The 15,696-nt window shown below is 34.9% G+C and carries 17 protein-coding genes and 1 pseudogene; 9 read left to right on the top strand and 9 right to left on the bottom strand.

The genetic code is table 11. From position 1 onward, the window contains the following. Positions 1–232: 232 nt before the first annotated feature. On the top strand, positions 233–814 hold the full coding sequence (locus LO754_RS01440; RefSeq protein WP_231785443.1) for a TetR/AcrR family transcriptional regulator: 582 nt from the start codon (positions 233–235) through the stop codon (positions 812–814). A gap of 175 nt (positions 815–989) precedes the next feature. Here LO754_RS01440 and LO754_RS01435 read toward each other — a convergent pair whose 3' ends face one another. From LO754_RS01435 to LO754_RS01425, 3 genes are all read right to left on the bottom strand, one after another. Continuing rightward, on the bottom strand, positions 990–2,420 hold the full coding sequence (locus LO754_RS01435; RefSeq protein ID WP_488209310.1) for an MDR family MFS transporter: 1,431 nt from the start codon (positions 2,418–2,420) through the stop codon (positions 990–992). A gap of 62 nt (positions 2,421–2,482) precedes the next feature. Further along, on the bottom strand, positions 2,483–3,061 hold the full coding sequence (locus tag LO754_RS01430; protein WP_231785441.1) for a TetR/AcrR family transcriptional regulator: 579 nt from the start codon (positions 3,059–3,061) through the stop codon (positions 2,483–2,485). Between the two features lie 109 nt (positions 3,062–3,170). Next, positions 3,171–3,566, bottom strand: coding sequence for a DUF5071 domain-containing protein (locus LO754_RS01425; protein ID WP_231785440.1), 396 nt, complete (start codon positions 3,564–3,566; stop codon positions 3,171–3,173). 927 nt (positions 3,567–4,493) lie between these two features. Here LO754_RS01425 and LO754_RS01420 point away from each other — a divergent pair. From LO754_RS01420 to LO754_RS01400, 5 genes are all read left to right on the top strand, one after another. Further along, positions 4,494–4,787, top strand: coding sequence for a winged helix-turn-helix transcriptional regulator (locus LO754_RS01420; protein WP_227665397.1), 294 nt, complete (start codon positions 4,494–4,496; stop codon positions 4,785–4,787). A gap of 91 nt (positions 4,788–4,878) precedes the next feature. Beyond that, positions 4,879–5,499, top strand: coding sequence for a YbhB/YbcL family Raf kinase inhibitor-like protein (locus tag LO754_RS01415; protein WP_231785439.1), 621 nt, complete (start codon positions 4,879–4,881; stop codon positions 5,497–5,499). 313 nt (positions 5,500–5,812) lie between these two features. Then, positions 5,813–6,076 carry a hypothetical protein gene (locus LO754_RS01410; RefSeq protein WP_024360891.1) on the top strand — a complete coding sequence of 88 codons (264 nt, stop codon included), beginning with the start codon at positions 5,813–5,815 and terminating at the stop codon, positions 6,074–6,076. A gap of 165 nt (positions 6,077–6,241) precedes the next feature. After that, positions 6,242–6,520 carry a hypothetical protein gene (locus LO754_RS01405; protein WP_231785438.1) on the top strand — a complete coding sequence of 93 codons (279 nt, stop codon included), beginning with the start codon at positions 6,242–6,244 and terminating at the stop codon, positions 6,518–6,520. A gap of 153 nt (positions 6,521–6,673) precedes the next feature. Further along, entirely contained in the window at positions 6,674–7,129 is a 456-nt protein-coding gene (locus tag LO754_RS01400) for a hypothetical protein (protein ID WP_024360889.1), read from the top strand. Positions 7,130–7,366: 237 nt separating this feature from the next. Here the strand turns inward: LO754_RS01400 and LO754_RS01395 are convergent, their stop codons facing one another. The 5 genes and pseudogenes from LO754_RS01395 to LO754_RS01375 all read right to left on the bottom strand — a co-directional run bounded on the left by LO754_RS01395 (position 7,367) and on the right by LO754_RS01375 (position 10,877). After that, complete coding sequence (locus tag LO754_RS01395; RefSeq protein WP_231785437.1) at positions 7,367–7,771, bottom strand: VOC family protein; 405 nt, start codon at positions 7,769–7,771, stop codon at positions 7,367–7,369. 55 nt (positions 7,772–7,826) lie between these two features. Continuing rightward, positions 7,827–8,432, bottom strand: a complete 606-nt coding sequence (locus tag LO754_RS01390) for a kinase (protein ID WP_231785436.1) — start codon at positions 8,430–8,432, stop codon at positions 7,827–7,829. Between the two features lie 99 nt (positions 8,433–8,531). Next, positions 8,532–9,171, bottom strand: a pseudogene (locus tag LO754_RS01385) (3-oxoacid CoA-transferase subunit B). Continuing rightward, positions 9,171–9,878 (bottom strand): CoA transferase subunit A, encoded by a 708-nt coding sequence (locus LO754_RS01380; RefSeq protein WP_024360885.1) that lies wholly within the window; start codon positions 9,876–9,878, stop codon positions 9,171–9,173. Before LO754_RS01380 ends, LO754_RS01385 begins: the two are co-directional and overlap by 1 nt. A 117-nt stretch (positions 9,879–9,995) precedes the next feature. Next, on the bottom strand, positions 9,996–10,877 hold the full coding sequence (locus LO754_RS01375) for a LysR family transcriptional regulator (RefSeq protein ID WP_025218418.1): 882 nt from the start codon (positions 10,875–10,877) through the stop codon (positions 9,996–9,998). Positions 10,878–11,183: 306 nt separating this feature from the next. On the opposite strand from LO754_RS01375, the gene LO754_RS01370 reads away from it, so the two are divergent. The 3 genes from LO754_RS01370 to LO754_RS01360 all read left to right on the top strand — a co-directional run bounded on the left by LO754_RS01370 (position 11,184) and on the right by LO754_RS01360 (position 14,748). Then, entirely contained in the window at positions 11,184–12,497 is a 1,314-nt protein-coding gene (locus tag LO754_RS01370; protein ID WP_024360883.1) for a short-chain fatty acid transporter, read from the top strand. Between the two features lie 202 nt (positions 12,498–12,699). Next, complete coding sequence (locus LO754_RS01365) at positions 12,700–13,404, top strand: hypothetical protein (protein ID WP_024360882.1); 705 nt, start codon at positions 12,700–12,702, stop codon at positions 13,402–13,404. A gap of 537 nt (positions 13,405–13,941) precedes the next feature. Then, positions 13,942–14,748: an SDR family NAD(P)-dependent oxidoreductase gene (locus tag LO754_RS01360; protein ID WP_024360881.1), complete on the top strand. Its 807-nt coding sequence runs from the start codon at positions 13,942–13,944 to the stop codon at positions 14,746–14,748. A 165-nt stretch (positions 14,749–14,913) separates the two neighbouring features. Here LO754_RS01360 and LO754_RS01355 read toward each other — a convergent pair whose 3' ends face one another. Next, a complete protein-coding gene (locus LO754_RS01355) occupies positions 14,914–15,549 on the bottom strand; it encodes a LysE family translocator (RefSeq protein WP_024360880.1) in 636 nt (211 codons plus the stop codon). Positions 15,550–15,696 lie beyond the last annotated feature (147 nt).

Genomic DNA, 15,696 nt, shown 5'->3' with positions numbered 1-15,696 from the left:
ATATAACATACCGAACGGTACGATATAATTTATTGGTAAATATAGCTTAAACACTTTTCCAATGTCAATAACTTTGTTTTACAAAATAAAGTTTTGCATGAAATAAAAGGATGTGGTTTGACTAATAAAGCAGGTAATCATATAATAATTACATACTGATTGGTATTGAAAAAGAATTATCATTGCAGTATTTAAATCATAAATAATCAAAATTTGAAGAGGAGTATTTTTAATGGCAAGAACCCGTGAATTTGATGAGGATCAAGTTTTAGAAGCAGCTATGCAGTTATTTTGGGAGAAAGGATATGAGGCTACCTCATTAAGTGATCTTACTTCTAGAATGGGGATTCAACGTCCTAGTATTTATTCAACTTTTGGTGATAAGAAAGAATTATTTGAAGCAGCACTTCGCAAATATACAATGACTAGGGCATCCGATATTCGGACTACTCTTCAGAGCCACTCCTCTGTAAAAGAGGCATTTACTATTTTTTTTACTGATATCATTAATGACGAATACGCAGAAGAGCTTAGTAAAGGTTGTTTTTGTATTAATACAATGGTTGAACTAGCGCCACATGATGAGCGTTTTGAAATCTTAACCCGAGAACATCAAATGTATTTAACTGTCATCTTTCAGGAGACGATTGAACGAGGAATACAAACTGGGGAGCTAGAAGCCAACACAAACGCAAAATCTTTAGCACAAGCACTTATTGTCTCATTAATTGGTATAACGGTTATGATGAAATCTCGCCCTCAACGTTCTTTTATTGACAATGCTATCGCCACAACTCTTACATTACTTAAGTAAAAAGATACAATATATAACTTTGAAAATTAGAACGTTGTAACTGAGATTAAATTCTTTTCTTTCTATGGCCACAAAGGCGCTATCCCCTGATAGCTGCCCTTGTCCCACAAAAGTCTACATGGATTTTTACGTTACATCAAACAGGCGAATTACGACATATTTAATTCATCAATACTTAAATTTTTTCTACACGCTTTCCATTAACAAAACACGATAATACTAATCCAGTAAGAGCAATAGCTGCTATAAAGAAGAAAGCATATTTTGTTCCTTCTGCAATTAACTCTAATAACGAGGCATTTTGGAACTGTTCCATATGCTTGTTTTGTCCACTAACCATTAATGTAATGGCTAAAGCAGTTCCTATTCCCCCTGCAATTTGTTGTAATGTGCTCATGACTGCGGCACCATCAGCGTATAATTCACGTGGCAACTGATTTAATCCGTTTGTTTGTGCCGGCATAATAATCATTGATATTCCTATAAAGAAGATTGTATTTGCCAAAATAATTTGCCAAACAGGTGTATGTGCGGAAATCGTAAAAATAAATAGTAAACTTGCACTGAACGTTAACAGAAAGCCCAATGGCAAAAATTTTTTAGCTCCAAACTGATCAAAAAGTTTCCCTACTACTGGTGATAAAACAGCATTCATTGCACTACCCGGTAGAAGAATAAGACCTGCTACTGTAGCACTGAATAGCAATGAACCTTTTAAGTACATTGGTAGCAAAATAGCGGTAGATAAAATTAACAGCATACCGCTAAACAATAGCAATGTTCCTAACGTAAACATCGGATATTTGAACGTCCGCAAATTAATCATAGGCTGCTTCATTTTAAATTGGCGAATAGCAAATAGGATAATTGCCACTAATCCCACAATAAAAGGTAGATATACCGTGGCTGAAGCAAATGATTTTTCTGAAACGGTACTTAAACTGTAAATGAAGCCTCCAAACCCAAGTGTTGATAAAATAATGGAGAAAACATCAATCGCTGGTTTTGTAATCGTAGATACGTTATCGATTTGCTTTAACCCAGCTATCACTAGTGCTGCGTAAAACACAAGGCTAATCCAAAAAATATAAGACCAATTCAACGAGTCTACAATTAAACCTGCCAGTGTCGGTCCAATCGCTGGTGCTGTTGTAATAACAAGACCCATCAAGCCCATAACCGCTCCTCGTTTATGAATTGGAAAAATTAACAAAATGACATTCATCATCAAAGGTAGAATAATACCTGTTCCAAATGCTTGAATAATACGACCTATTAATAAAATCGGAAAGTTTGGCGCTAAAGCTGCTAAAATCGTCCCCAAAATCGAAAAAATTAATGAACCCACAACTAACTGTTTTGTTGAAAACCATTGAATAAGAAGAGATGAAACAGGTACTAAAATACCAATTGTTAATAAATAGCCAGTAGTCAGCCACTGTGCAGTTGCAGCTGACACTGCAAAATCAGCCATAATATTGGTCAGTGCCATATTTAAAGCTGTCTCACCAAACAGTCCTATAAAAGCCGCAAACATAAGTACAAAAGCCATGCTTTTAGGTTTATGTACTGGCACAACTTGCATTGATGAAGCCATAAAATACATCCTTTCTTTCTCCACGATTAATTAGACCGGTCTATATAATATTAACAAAAGAAAGACCCTTTTTACTTTGAAAGCAATAAAGGGATCATTTTGTTAATTTGAATTAAAGGTTCACTCGATTTTTTTGTTACACATAATGTAATGCCGCCTTCAATTAATGCACTTATTGTTCTGCTAATTAAGAAAGCACGCTCCTCACTATATCCACTAACTTTTAATTTCTCAAAGTAAAGATTTCCCCAAATTTCAAAGGTTTCTTCACAAGCCTGACGTAAATTCTCATTTACAAATGCTGTTTCCATTGCGAGTAATCCCATTGGAACATTTTTCAATTTAGATATTGGATCGATGTCATGAAAAATTCCCGAAATATTTTCTATATGGAATTGAAATGCCTTAGCTGGATCATCATAAGCTGCTAAATTTTGCTCTATTTCTGCTGCAATTCTTGTTGCCGATAAGTTAATCGCTTCAACAGCTAATTGTTCCTTACCATTAGGAAAATGATAATATAAAGAGCCTTTAGGGGCCCTACTCTCTTGAATAATTTGACTCAAGCCAGTAGCATGGTATCCTTTCAAATGAAAAAGCTCTGTTGCAGCTTCCAAAATTTTTTCGCGAGATGATTTTTTGCTAGACATAGGCTGTACCTCCCTTAAAATTATAACGAACGGTCTACATAATAATATAAGTCTTTTTGAATGTTGTCAATTTGATTAATGCTGAATTTCACAAAGAAGCACTCCAAATTTAGAGCATGTCTACAATTTCTTTGGCAATTTCATCAAGTTCTTCTGCGATTTCATTTTGCGTAGGGGTTTGGGCAACTCTTATTAAATACTGTTTAAACTGAACTTGCGACTCTACAGGTAATTTAATAACCAAAAAATGCAAAATAAACCACTTCCAGTTATCATCATTTGAAGATAATATCGCTTGCACATGAGAGACAATTTCCTTAGGGAAAGTTAATAGTATCTCCACCACGCCAGAAGCAATATACCAGTTCATATCTTGCGTATATTCGAGGAGGTCTGGCAGTAAAGGTTCTAATACATTTCTATCTAATTTTTTTAGTTTTTCAACCTTATCAACATCGTATATATTTAAAGGGAGATAATCTTCATACCCTTCCAAATCCAGCACCTCCTTGTTTTTCCTTGGTTAACACTCTATTAAAAAACTACGCTACATTAGTAGGACCTTGCTTACTAAGCAATCTTATAAATAACTGACCTAGAATATAGATACTTGAGACAAATATCATAGCACCGTTTTTGCCAAAAGGTTTAAACCAACTGCCATCATCCAATATAAAAAAATGACCCAATACTAATGAAATAACGAGCATCATAATATTTAAACTAAAAAACAAAGGTAAATTCATTTTTCTCGTTAATAGACCTATAACGACTATGCACACTATAAATATAGGAAATAAGAAATCCGCGTCCTCACTATTAAGATAAAAATGATATTCATAAAAATAAAAGAAAAATGGAACTGGAAATAAAGACATTATGCAAATAATAAATTTTTTCATTTATATAAACCTCACTATATTGAACAAATAAGGAAATCAATATTTAGTGTAATTTTACACCAAAAATTGGTTTTTTCATATATTTAATAATTCTTATTTAAGACTCTATTATGTGATTCTCTACCCTCTTTTCTACTTACTTTAGGCAAAAATAAAATGCTGACAATCCACCCTAAATACAAAGGGTATTTTAATATTTCATTTGTTGAATACCCTAATAAATAAGGTAAATGATTATACCGGTTATATACAATCCCAATCCTATTTTGTTCAACATAAGTCACCCCTTCTTTTCAAGAACAAAATGTTTTGTTAATTATAACACCGCCTTTATTATACCATTTATTTACATATATTAATTTATGCAATATTGCTCACATAGCATTTTATTTAGATAACCGTTCGTTCAATAATTGCTTACAGTTGTCCGTTTTTTACGTTTGTGTTATAAAAAACTAAAAATAGAGTAGGAGGAGATTATCATCAAATTAAGAGAAGAATACACTTGTCCGTTAGAATTAGTACAAGATATGATCAAAGGAAAATGGAAATGTATTATTATTTGGCGATTACGGCTTGGACCCACATCTCCATCTAAACTAAGACGGGATATTAAAGGAATCACTGAAAAAATGCTGTTAGAACAATTAAAAGAACTAATGGATTTTCAATTAGTCGATAAAGAGGAATACCTTTCCACATATCCACTACGAGTGGAATATAGCTTAAGTACAAAAGGAAAAGAAGTATTAAAATCATTAGAAATTATGCAGCGATTAGGTATTCAATATCTCGAGGAGAAACAAATAATAGGTAGTCGTTAAATAGAGTACCCTTACAAAAAAGTGGGTAATTTACGATAGTTTTTTCTCCATGTTATCATGACCTCAACAACAACATATGGAGGTAATAACCATGAAGAAAAAATTTATACTATTCCTATCCATCCTTTCACTGTTAGCTATAGGTATACTAGCTGGATGCAGTAATCTAAATAAAAATATTACTGAATCCACAAAAGAAAAATCATTTGTCGTAACAAGTACTGGTATAGTAGATGGCGTTATTCAAGATCAATATGGACAACTAGGAAATTCCTTTAACGAGCATGGCATGCCGACTTATTCATTACCATTAAAGTTTGAAAATGCACCAAAAGAAACTGTGTCATATGCGTTAGTTTTAGAAGATAAAGACGCTTTCCCTATTAGCCAAGGGTTCTCTTGGATTCATTGGACAGCAGCTAATATTCAAAAAGATGAACTGAAAGAAAACGAAAGTCAAACAGCGACTGATTTTGTCCAAGGCGTAAATAGTTGGATAAGTCCTCAAGGAGGTAGCCAAAGTACAGAACTCTCTAGCTTTTACGGGGGGATGGCTCCGCCCGATAAACCTCATACTTACGAGATTCATGTCTATGCATTAGATACGACCGTCGATTTAGAAAATGGATTTTTACTGAATGAACTCTATCATGCTATCGAAGGGCATGTGTTAGCTGACTACACTTTAAAGGGTACTTACCCAAATAAGTAATTACTTATTTCCCCATTTTATCTCAACATTATCTCAATTTAATTTCAAATAAGTCCGGGGCTGTTCGATTTTTTGAGTCTCTGGACTTTTTTCTTTGCTCCTAGTAACATTGTTTTAAGAACAAATTGATTTGATTTTCTACGTTAAATCACTGAAACTTTAGCCAGCTATAGCAACAATTTAGACAAAAAGAGCTTGGCTAATAATTTTTTTGTTTTCATTACTGAAACAATATAGGATATACTTTTATAGTCCTGTTATTGGCACGTAAAATAGAAAGTTAATTTCAAGAAAGTTTTATTGGAGGTTTATTATGAATTACAGAATTATTAACAAACAAGTATTTGAACAAGCACAGCTTCGTTCGGTTTCAGATGTACCATTCACCGAAGAAGAACTTCAACATGGGATGAAAATTGCCGTCTCTAAAGCAGATGATACTTTAGCTTTATATTTACTAGATATCGAAGGTCATAGAAAATTTGAAGTTCGTTGGGACGATTCATCTGAAATTTTCAACGGTTGGTATTCAGCATGGGATAATTTCTCTTGGTGCCTAGATGTAGTAAGCAAATAAATAGCCTTGTGGAATAATATCAACTAGAAACGAACATTCTTTTGTTTTCAGTTGATATTATTTTATTTAACTAGTATTTCTACTTTAGAATAAAGGATTTCTCATTAAACTATTTAGTAGCAGCATTTGCAACTTCATAAACAGTAAATTTCTTGAAGGAGTGATATGATGAAATTTTTTAAGAAGATTACATTTATCCATCCTATAAGAAAGTACATACATGTCCTACTAATCATTTTCATGTTTGCTCTTGTCGTTCCTGCTGGATTCAATCCACTGTATTTAAATTTAATCATGATCCTTTTTGGACTCGTCATATTAAATCGTGGTTTTGATTACAAAGGAACGGACACTAAAGCTTATTACAAATGTTTGTATATGGGCGTAGCGATGTGTTTATTATTTATTGTTTTATTTATTGTTTTATTTACAAAAAATGGATAAAATACGTTACGCATGCCTCTCACTTTCCGATAGTCAGCAATGCACAGAAGATGCTTTTCTTTCATTCGTTAGAAAAAATACTTTAACTCCCTGTTCCTTTGTATAATTCATACGCAATTTGAACATATATGGAGTAACAAGGGAGGAATGAACATGAAAAAACTACTTTACATGTTAGTACTATTCACGCTATTGTTATCAGCCTGTGGAAAGAATGCAGAACCGAAGGAAGCAGCAGTGAATCAAGAGACATCTGTTAAAGATATTGTGGGCGCAACCGTTAAAAATAAATTTACTGTAGAAGAAACGAAAGGTATTGTTACTATTTCGATTCAGGATACAGATGTCAGAGAAGGTTCAAAAAACCAAATGCTAAAAGATTCAGGGAAAATATTTGCAGAGATGTCGAAACTAAAAAGCGTGAAAACACCTTCGATTATTTGGTATGCCCCATTAACAGGTGCTAATAGCAATGAAGAAATGACCGAAGTATTAAGCATTTATTTTAATGAAAAAGATTTTAGAACTGTCAATTGGGCCGACTATTCTCGATTAAATATAGAATCCATTGCTACTGAATATAGGGAAAACCAAGCATTAGGAGATTAAGCATTCAGAAGCGAGTGCAAAATGGAAAAAGTGTAAGATTGACTGCCATCAATCTTACACTTTTTTGCTCTGTTATTGTTTTTCGCTATGGCAATTGCTCCAAAGAGTACTTCTATGCCCGTACTCGCTTGCGTGCAGTATGCCTGCGTCTATTTTTATGCGTCAATCTATGTAATGATTGCGTCGCTTCATTGGCCTCTCAACCGCTTCTGACCTCTAGACAATCAAAACATTCATTTATATGCCCATTGTATTCATTAATACAATACGCCAGCCATCCGGATCTTCAATTGTTACACCTTTTTCAGCCCAATAAAGATTTTCAGGCTCTACTTCTGGATACCCCATCTGCGCCAAACGTTGCGCAATTCGTTGGATTGTTTCAATATTTGGCATATACAACACTAGAAGATTATCTTTTGTCGGTGCTGGACACGGACTCCCCTCAATATGCTCGGTAAACTCCAAATGATAATTAGCATTTGGCAGTACAATCATAATGCCATCGTAGCCTTGATAGCCTGAAAAAGAACCTATTTTTTCTAATCCTACCCCTTCACAATAAAATCTTTCTATTGTTGCTAATTGATTTGTAGGTCTTGCAACACGAACTTGTACAACTTCCTTTGTCCAATCTTTCATTGCCATCTCCCCTTTCAGGACCATTATATACTGGAAAAACTTGAGAGTAGAACGGTCAATAGTCTGAGATTTTAGCCGATTGCCAGATTATATTTGCTTTTTGTAATGGTGATTCCTTTTCTAAGTAATATTGTTCTGCCATCCAATATCTCTGTTTATACTTCTTCAATATCGCTAATTCATCGCCTATATACGAATCACGCTTTAGTACTCTTTCTTTCCTAATCTCTAAAGAGCATTCTAAAAAAACCGTATAATCATAAAATTGTTCCCACTCATGGCGCTGGAGAAAGACTCCTTCTATTAATAAAATACTATTTGGTGGAAATACGCTTTGCATATTTATGATAGTATTCGTTTCCCGATTATAAAAAGGAAGCGTTAGCTCCTGATAATCTTTATGTATTTTGGAAAAGCAATATTTTATGTACGCTATATCCCATTGTAAGTAATAATATTCGTACCATTCTTCATAACCCGTATTATAGCGTTTTTCGCTTTCTACAATGTAATCGTCAATATGTAACACATGAATCGTACATGCATTTTCTAGCATGCTCACTAACTCTTTGACAAAGGTCGTTTTTCCTGCCCCACCTAATCCGTCAATGGCAACAATAAATGGCATTGCTCCTCGATCCGAACTGCAATATTGTTTCATTATTTCGTTTGTAACCTGCTGTAGGCAAAGCAATTCTTCACTCTCCTTAAAATTCAAATAACCAGCTTACCTTCACAAGGTAAACTGGTCTCTTATTAATTAATGGGATAAAGCAACATTAAATGAAGCAGCCGTTTTCGCTTTTACCTCTTCCAATGTCACACCCTCTGCTAATTCGATGAGTTGCATGCCTGCATCTGTAAAATCGAATACAGCCAAGTCCGTTATTAATCTGTGCACGACACCTTTGCCTGTTAACGGTAGCTCACACTGCTTTTTAATTTTTGATTCTCCATTTTTATTGACATGCTCCATCACCACGATAACTCTTTTCGCGCCGACAACAAGGTCCATAGCACCGCCCATGCCTTTAATCATTTTTCCTGGAATCATCCAATTCGCTAGATCCCCAGTTTCCGAAACTTCCATACCACCTAAAATTGCAAGATCAATATGCCCCCCACGTATCATGGCAAAGGAATCAGCGCTATCAAAAAAGGATGCGCCTGGCACGGCTGTCACCGTTTCCTTCCCTGCATTAATGAGGTCAGGGTCTACCATACTCTCCTCTGGATAAGTACAATGCCAAGAAGCCATTTTCAGATTGTAATAATACCTCGTAGTCAGCAGGAATAGCATTGGCAATAAGTGTTGGGATACCAATACCTAAATTGACATTCATACCATTTTCAATTTCTTGCACTGCTCTATTCACTATTCTATGTCTTGTATCCACCATCATGCTTCCTCCTTTTTCACTGTCAAACGCTCAATACGTTTTTCATATTTGTCACCGAGTAAGACACGTTGCACAAAGACACCTGGTGTGTGGATATGATCTGGATCTAGTTCGCCCACTTCCACAATTTCTTCTACTTCTGCAATTGTAATTTTGCCAGCCATTGCTGCTAACGGATTAAAATTACGTGATGTTTTTCTATAAATTAAGTTGCCTAGCTTGTCTGCTTTCCATGCTTTGACAAGCGCAAAATCTGCAACAATCCCTTGTTCTAAAATATATTCTTTGCCATCGAAAACCTTTACTTCCTTGCCCTCTGCAATAGGCGTGCCAACCCCTGTCGCTGTATAAAATCCTGGAATACCCGCTCCACCAGCTCGTAGCCGCTCAGCTAACGTTCCTTGTGGCGCAAGCTCTACTTCTAACTCGCCGTTTAAAAACTGCTGTTCGAAAATTTTATTTTCGCCAACATAGGAAGCAATGATTTTTTTTATTTGTTTATTAGCTAGTAATAATCCTAATCCCCAATTATCCACTCCGCAATTATTGCTTACAACGGTTAAGTCTTTTGTTCCCTTTTGTTGTAATGCTGCAATTGCCTTTTCTGGAATACCACATAAACCAAATCCCCCAACTGCTAACGTAGCACCTTCCTTAATATCTGCAACGGCTTCCTCAAACGAATGCCACACTTTCCCGTTCTCCATATCGAAACCCCCTAAAATTGCTCGTTTATTAAGAAAAATTCTACATCATTCTTGTTTTATAAGTAAAGGAATTAATTGGAATGTTATTTATTCTAAAATCGAATAACTGCATTGTTACTATGTTTCTTCCGATCGTATTGTCTTTAATAATTGCTTTAAAGCATAAGATTGATATGTATTTTTTTTCGTAATAACGCCAAGGCGCCACGGCATATGATAGTTCTGTAACGGTATAATTTTTACATTTTGATTCGTTTGCTTTGCCGCAATAGAATAAGGCAACAGCGTTACACCCAAATTTGAAGACACTAACTCCACGATTAAATCCCATTGTGAGCTTTTGTATCCGATAATCGGCGTAAATCCAGCACTTTTACAGGATTTAATCACATAATCATGCAACGTAAATTCCTCTGTAAAAATAATAAACGATTCATTTTTTAAATCTTGTAATAAAATAGTATCCTGCTGCGCTAAAGGATGCTGTTCATTTATATAGACAAAAAACTGATCTTCCACAAAAGATTGCACAACAAATTTTCGCTCGTCGGTAGGTAAAACGACAATCCCCATATCCACTTCACCATTTTCCACTAAAGTGCCTATTAACTTCGCTCCACGTTCCACTAGCTCTAAATGAACATTTGGATATTGCTGATGAAACTTACGAGCAATTTCTGGGAAAAACAACGTGCCTATCAGTGGTGGAATACCTAATTTTATAGTTCCTGTTTTAATATTTAACAAGTCATCTAGCAATATATGCAAATCATGGACTGAGCGCATAATTTTTTGTCCTTGCTTATATACAATATGTCCTGCATCCGTTAACTCTACATGTCGTGTGGACCGATTCAATAACTCGACGTGAAGATTATCCTCTAATTTTTTTATGCTCTTACTTAATGAGGGCTGGGATACAAAGGACTCACTTGCTGCTTTTGTAAAACTTCCGTATTCCACCACATCCATAAATGCCTTTAAATCACGTAATTCCATTTAATGACCCCTTATTTATTCTTATTTGTTATAAAAAAATTCTAAAAGTGTTTATTAGTAATAAATTCTACTCCTTATCTTTTAATCCTTCTTGCAAAACGTAACGGGAATAAATTCAAGAATGATAAGGTTTTCTTATATGTTCGATAATATTTAAATAGCTAATTTCAGGAGAGCTGTTCCAATTCTTTATTTCTATTTTACGTTTCATTTACTGTCTTTCATACCATTTTTATCTTTATTTACAAGCCACCCTATGTAATATTAGGAATAAGGGATGGTAGAAATAAAAGGGGGTTTACTAGATTGAAAACGTTAACAAAACTATCGAATGCTATTATGGAAAAGTATTTGCCTGACCCATACATATTTGTCACTATACTCACAGTACTAGTGTTATTATTAGGGGTCACACTAACAGATTCCTCTCCATTAGATATGGTTACTTACTGGGGAGACGGCTTTTGGGAGTTATTATCCTTTACTATGCAAATGGTCATTGTTTTAGCTGCTGGACATATTTTAGCGAATAGCCCTGTCTTTAAAAAAGGCTTGTCAGCAGTCGCTAGTAAAATTAAAACGCCAAGCATGGCAATTATAATTGTGACATTTATTTCATTAATTGCTTGCTGGATTAACTGGGGATTCGGACTAGTCATAGGGGCACTTTTTGCAAAAGAAATTGCACGTCATGTTAAAAAAGTGGACTATCGTTTATTAATTGCCAGTGCTTATTCAGGATTTGTTATTTGGCACGGAGGTTTAGCAGGTTCCGTTCCATTATCAATTGCAACGGAGGGGCATCCTTTTGCAAATATTATGGGTGTAATCCCAACAGACGTTACACTTTTCTCTACATACAACTTATTTATTGTCATTGTCATTGTTCTGACATTGCCATTATTTAACCGTTGGATGATGCCAAAGGAAGAGGATGTCGTAGAAATTGAACCTTCTTTATTAATTGAGGAAAAAATAGAGCTGCCAAAAGCTGAAAATCATTTTGCAAGCCGTTCAGAGCGCAGCTACATTCTAACAATATTAATTGGTCTTATCGGTGTTATTTATTTAATTCAGCATTTTATTACAAAAGGCTTTGTTTTAAATTTAAATGTTGTAAATACGATTTTTATTGTACTGGGAATTATTTTTCATGGTACACCGCAGCGTTTTCTTGCCGCTGCACAAGATGCAATTAAAACAACAACAGGTATAGTATTCCAATTCCCTTTTTACGCCGGTATTATGGGGATGATGACCGCTTCTGGCTTAGCGGCGGTATTTTCTGAATGGTTTGTCAACATTTCAAACGACCATACTTTCTATTTATTCACATTTTTCTCTGCGGGGCTTGTCAACTTTTTTGTACCTTCTGGCGGTGGCCAATGGACGGTTCAAGCACCCATTATGTTAGATGCTGCAACGACTCTAGGTGCGGATTATGCCAAAACGGCTATGGCTATCGCTTGGGGAGATGCTTGGACAAATATGATTCAGCCATTTTGGGCCCTCCCTGCACTCGCAATTGCAGGTTTAAAGGCAAAAGATATTATGGGATTCTGTTTATTTATCCTGATCTTTACAGGAATTATCATTAGTATCGGACTGTACTTCTTCTAGTTACTATTGAATTTTTTAGAACCTCACAAAGAGCGTTAATACCGTTCTTGTGGGGTTTTTTGGTTTAGTTTAAGACCTAAGTAACCATTTTATTTTTTATAATGTCGATATATTAGACTAGTTGAGAGTTTTTTGAGAGTTTCATTTCCTATAATCAAATAAGAAATTTGTCATAATTTATCAAAGATTGGAGATAGCACAGATGTTGAAGCAATTGCTTGAAAATCGTACCGTTAATTTGGATTATATGGGTTTCTCATTTCAGCACCACGTATATGAACTACAAAATTGTGTAGAAGTATTAGGAATTGAAGCGAAGTGGCTACAAGTTGAAAATAATCAAATTGCAGTGGCTTATATGGACGATAATAGTATTTTTATAAAAAGTATGCACTACGGGAAAACAATGATGAAGTTAACAGATGGTATTCATGAAGCAAATGTACATCTATCTGTTTTACCTTCAGGAGAGATAAATGTAGAAGTTAAGCCTTACATAGGAAATGCTAATATTGTATCTGTTTATTTCCGAGCAATTTTAGCAGATACTGCGATTGCCATTGATTTAAAAGGGGCACTCAAAAATTTCCTCATTGCTAATCGGTTTATGAACGATGGGGACAGTATTTTGGAAGTACACTATCAATCCATGCATCCCAATGTCTTAAAAGATTCTTATGCAGGTAATTTTGTATTAGGTTGTCATCCTATGGGAGGTTCCATTACAAATTGTAATGAATATGCTTTGGCTAATCGCATAGCCAATTTAAAATTTACAAAAATCGTTATTTTACAAGATGGCGCACACAAAATTATTGCCTTAAAAATGTTATTATCTTTCGTCATTAGCAATCGAATTTTCGTTAATAATGAGCTATCAATGGACTCTCATCTGCCGTTGTTTTAATTATGCTTTCGGATGGGCTTAATTGCTTCTGTTAGGATGTTCATTATTACTGTTAAAAAGACAAATAGTCTTCAGCGACGTGTAGCTGTCAATTGCAGCATGTACAGAAAATGATTTGCGTGCAGCCCCTCTCTCTATACAGAGGGAACGTCATTATAGCTACACCTATGTTCTATCAAATTATATAAAAAGGAATTTTTTTGATGCTGATTTTTTTAATACTGTTTTGTGTCGTAATCATAGGAAGCTATTTGATACGGAAAACGCTGCATATTAGAAAGTGCCGAAAGGAAAAGAAAAAGGTTATGGAGGAACGGCTTAAGCACCTTATTTTTACGAACACTAAGCAGCCACAAAAATAATTTTAACGTACTTTGTTATAAGCAAATATTTTTAAATACGAGCTATACTTTTTATTTCATTTCTCATTAGTTTAGTGTTAAACTATCTATTGTTATTTAAATGAAGTTATATTGAATATGATTTATTTTTATCTGTCAATATTCTGTTTATCACTCATTCTAGGAGGAGTTATGTATGAAACGTGTGGAAAATAAAGTAGCGCTTGTTACTGGCGGCGCGTCAGGCATCGGTTTATCCGCAGCAACTTTGTTAGCGAAAGAAGGAGCAAAAGTTGTTATTGCTGATTTTAATATTGAAGGAGCAAAAGAAGTTGCAGCTTCTTTAGTAAAAGAAGGTTATGAAGCATCCGCAGTGTTCTTAGATGCAGGCGATGCTCAATCTATTGAAGATGCAGTAGAGTTTACGGTTGCACAATACGGTACTATTACCGTTCTATTTAATAATGTTGGTTTAACAAACTTACAAAAAGATTTAGATGTTGTAAATATCGATTTAGATGAGTGGGATCGTCTAGTAAATGTAAACTTAAAATCAGTTTTACTAGGTAGCCGCTTTGCTATTCCTCATATGCAAAAAGCTGGTGGTGGTTCTATCATTAACACAGCTTCTATGGGCGCATTTGCAAGTGACCAAATACGTACAGCTTATGGTACGACAAAAGCTGGCGTCGTTCACTTAACTAAATACATTGCCACTCAATACGGTAAAGATAAAATCCGTTGTAATGCGATAGCACCAGGGTTAATTTTAACACCTGCAGCTAAAAACAACTTACCACAGGATTTACTAGATATTTTCACAAAATACAACGCCCTACCATACAATGGTGAAGCGGATGATATCGGCTACGCAGTAGTGTATTTAGCATCTGACGAATCGAAATTTATGACTGGTCAAACACTTCAAATCGAAGGTGGCCATTACATGGCAAATCCAACTATTGCAGATACAAATATTTGGGCTGCAAATCTACAAAAATAATTACCTTTTAAACTGATTGAACTAGCTTAAAATTGCTATTCGTGTTCAAATTTATCGATATTTATATCCTTGTTGTCTCAGGCTGTAGATCCATTCCGAAATCCGGAATTGTCTACAGCCTGTTTTAATTGTTTGAGTGCCTGAAATTGTTTGAGTGCCTGACACCTAACCCTTTTCTAATGCTAATTTAATGCCGAAGCCAATTAAAACGGTTCCTGTTAGGCCTTCGATTACTGCCTTTGTCATAGGCTTCTTCATAAAAGCACTAATTTTATCTAATAAATAGACATAGAAAACAAACCATAAAGCGGTTAAAGCAGTATAAATAAGCCCCATTAGTAGAAATGGAAAAAATGTACTGTTAGAACCGTCTACAAATTGCGGTAAGAACGTTAAAAAAAAGACTGCTACTTTTGGATTTGTAACATTGGTTAAGAAGCCTTGTTTAAAGCAAGATTGATGCGCATATTTGTTGTCAATTTGCGTTTCTTCATCGACAACGGATGACTGCACGGGCATCTTTTTTAACGTCCATAACGTCTTGGCACCTAAGTAACATAAATACACTGCTCCGACGTATTTTAAAATCGCAAATAGATAGGCTGATTTTACAATTATCGCTGATAGACCAATAACTGCCGCTAATGTATGAATAAATAATCCACAGCAAGAGCCTATAATCGTTTGTAAGCCTCCTCTTTTATTGATTGTTAATGTATTTTTTGTCGCAATAGCTGTATCAGGTCCAGGCAAAATAATTAACAAAATACACATCAGTAAAAACATCGGTATATTTTCCATGCTAACTCCCCCAATTCGTCTGAAAATTATAAAAATAATTCTATCATACGTAATCTGCTTGAAAAAGGGGCGGACTTCAAAATCTGTTACATTCTAATTAATTGACATATAACCATTAGGTGTTATATATTCATAACACCTAATGGT

The organism is Lysinibacillus sp. GJ-1, from assembly GCF_021166035.1.
Lineage (GTDB): Bacteria > Bacillota > Bacilli > Bacillales_A > Planococcaceae > Lysinibacillus > Lysinibacillus sphaericus.
The sequence above is the reverse complement of the archived record's forward strand: the minus strand, read 5'-3'. Positions and strand labels throughout refer to the sequence as shown.

Excerpts from the sequence above, each read along its gene's own strand:
- LO754_RS01415 (WP_231785439.1), top strand. The coding sequence starts at position 4,879 with ATGAAGAAAAAATTTATACTATTCCTATCCATCCTTTCACTGTTAGCT.
- LO754_RS01440 (WP_231785443.1), top strand. The coding sequence starts at position 233 with ATGGCAAGAACCCGTGAATTTGATGAGGATCAAGTTTTAGAAGCAGCT.
- LO754_RS01395 (WP_231785437.1), bottom strand. The coding sequence starts at position 7,771 with ATGAAAGATTGGACAAAGGAAGTTGTACAAGTTCGTGTTGCAAGACCT.
- LO754_RS01390 (WP_231785436.1), bottom strand. The coding sequence starts at position 8,432 with ATGAAACAATATTGCAGTTCGGATCGAGGAGCAATGCCATTTATTGTT.
- LO754_RS01400 (WP_024360889.1), top strand. The coding sequence starts at position 6,674 with ATGAAAAAACTACTTTACATGTTAGTACTATTCACGCTATTGTTATCA.
- LO754_RS01365 (WP_024360882.1), top strand. The coding sequence starts at position 12,700 with ATGTTGAAGCAATTGCTTGAAAATCGTACCGTTAATTTGGATTATATG.
- LO754_RS01375 (WP_025218418.1), bottom strand. The coding sequence starts at position 10,877 with ATGGAATTACGTGATTTAAAGGCATTTATGGATGTGGTGGAATACGGA.
- LO754_RS01430 (WP_231785441.1), bottom strand. The coding sequence starts at position 3,061 with ATGTCTAGCAAAAAATCATCTCGCGAAAAAATTTTGGAAGCTGCAACA.
- LO754_RS01405 (WP_231785438.1), top strand. The coding sequence starts at position 6,242 with ATGATGAAATTTTTTAAGAAGATTACATTTATCCATCCTATAAGAAAG.
- LO754_RS01410 (WP_024360891.1), top strand. The coding sequence starts at position 5,813 with ATGAATTACAGAATTATTAACAAACAAGTATTTGAACAAGCACAGCTT.
- LO754_RS01360 (WP_024360881.1), top strand. The coding sequence starts at position 13,942 with ATGAAACGTGTGGAAAATAAAGTAGCGCTTGTTACTGGCGGCGCGTCA.
- LO754_RS01355 (WP_024360880.1), bottom strand. The coding sequence starts at position 15,549 with ATGGAAAATATACCGATGTTTTTACTGATGTGTATTTTGTTAATTATT.
- LO754_RS01435 (WP_488209310.1), bottom strand. The coding sequence starts at position 2,420 with ATGTATTTTATGGCTTCATCAATGCAAGTTGTGCCAGTACATAAACCT.
- LO754_RS01420 (WP_227665397.1), top strand. The coding sequence starts at position 4,494 with ATGATCAAAGGAAAATGGAAATGTATTATTATTTGGCGATTACGGCTT.
- LO754_RS01380 (WP_024360885.1), bottom strand. The coding sequence starts at position 9,878 with ATGGAGAACGGGAAAGTGTGGCATTCGTTTGAGGAAGCCGTTGCAGAT.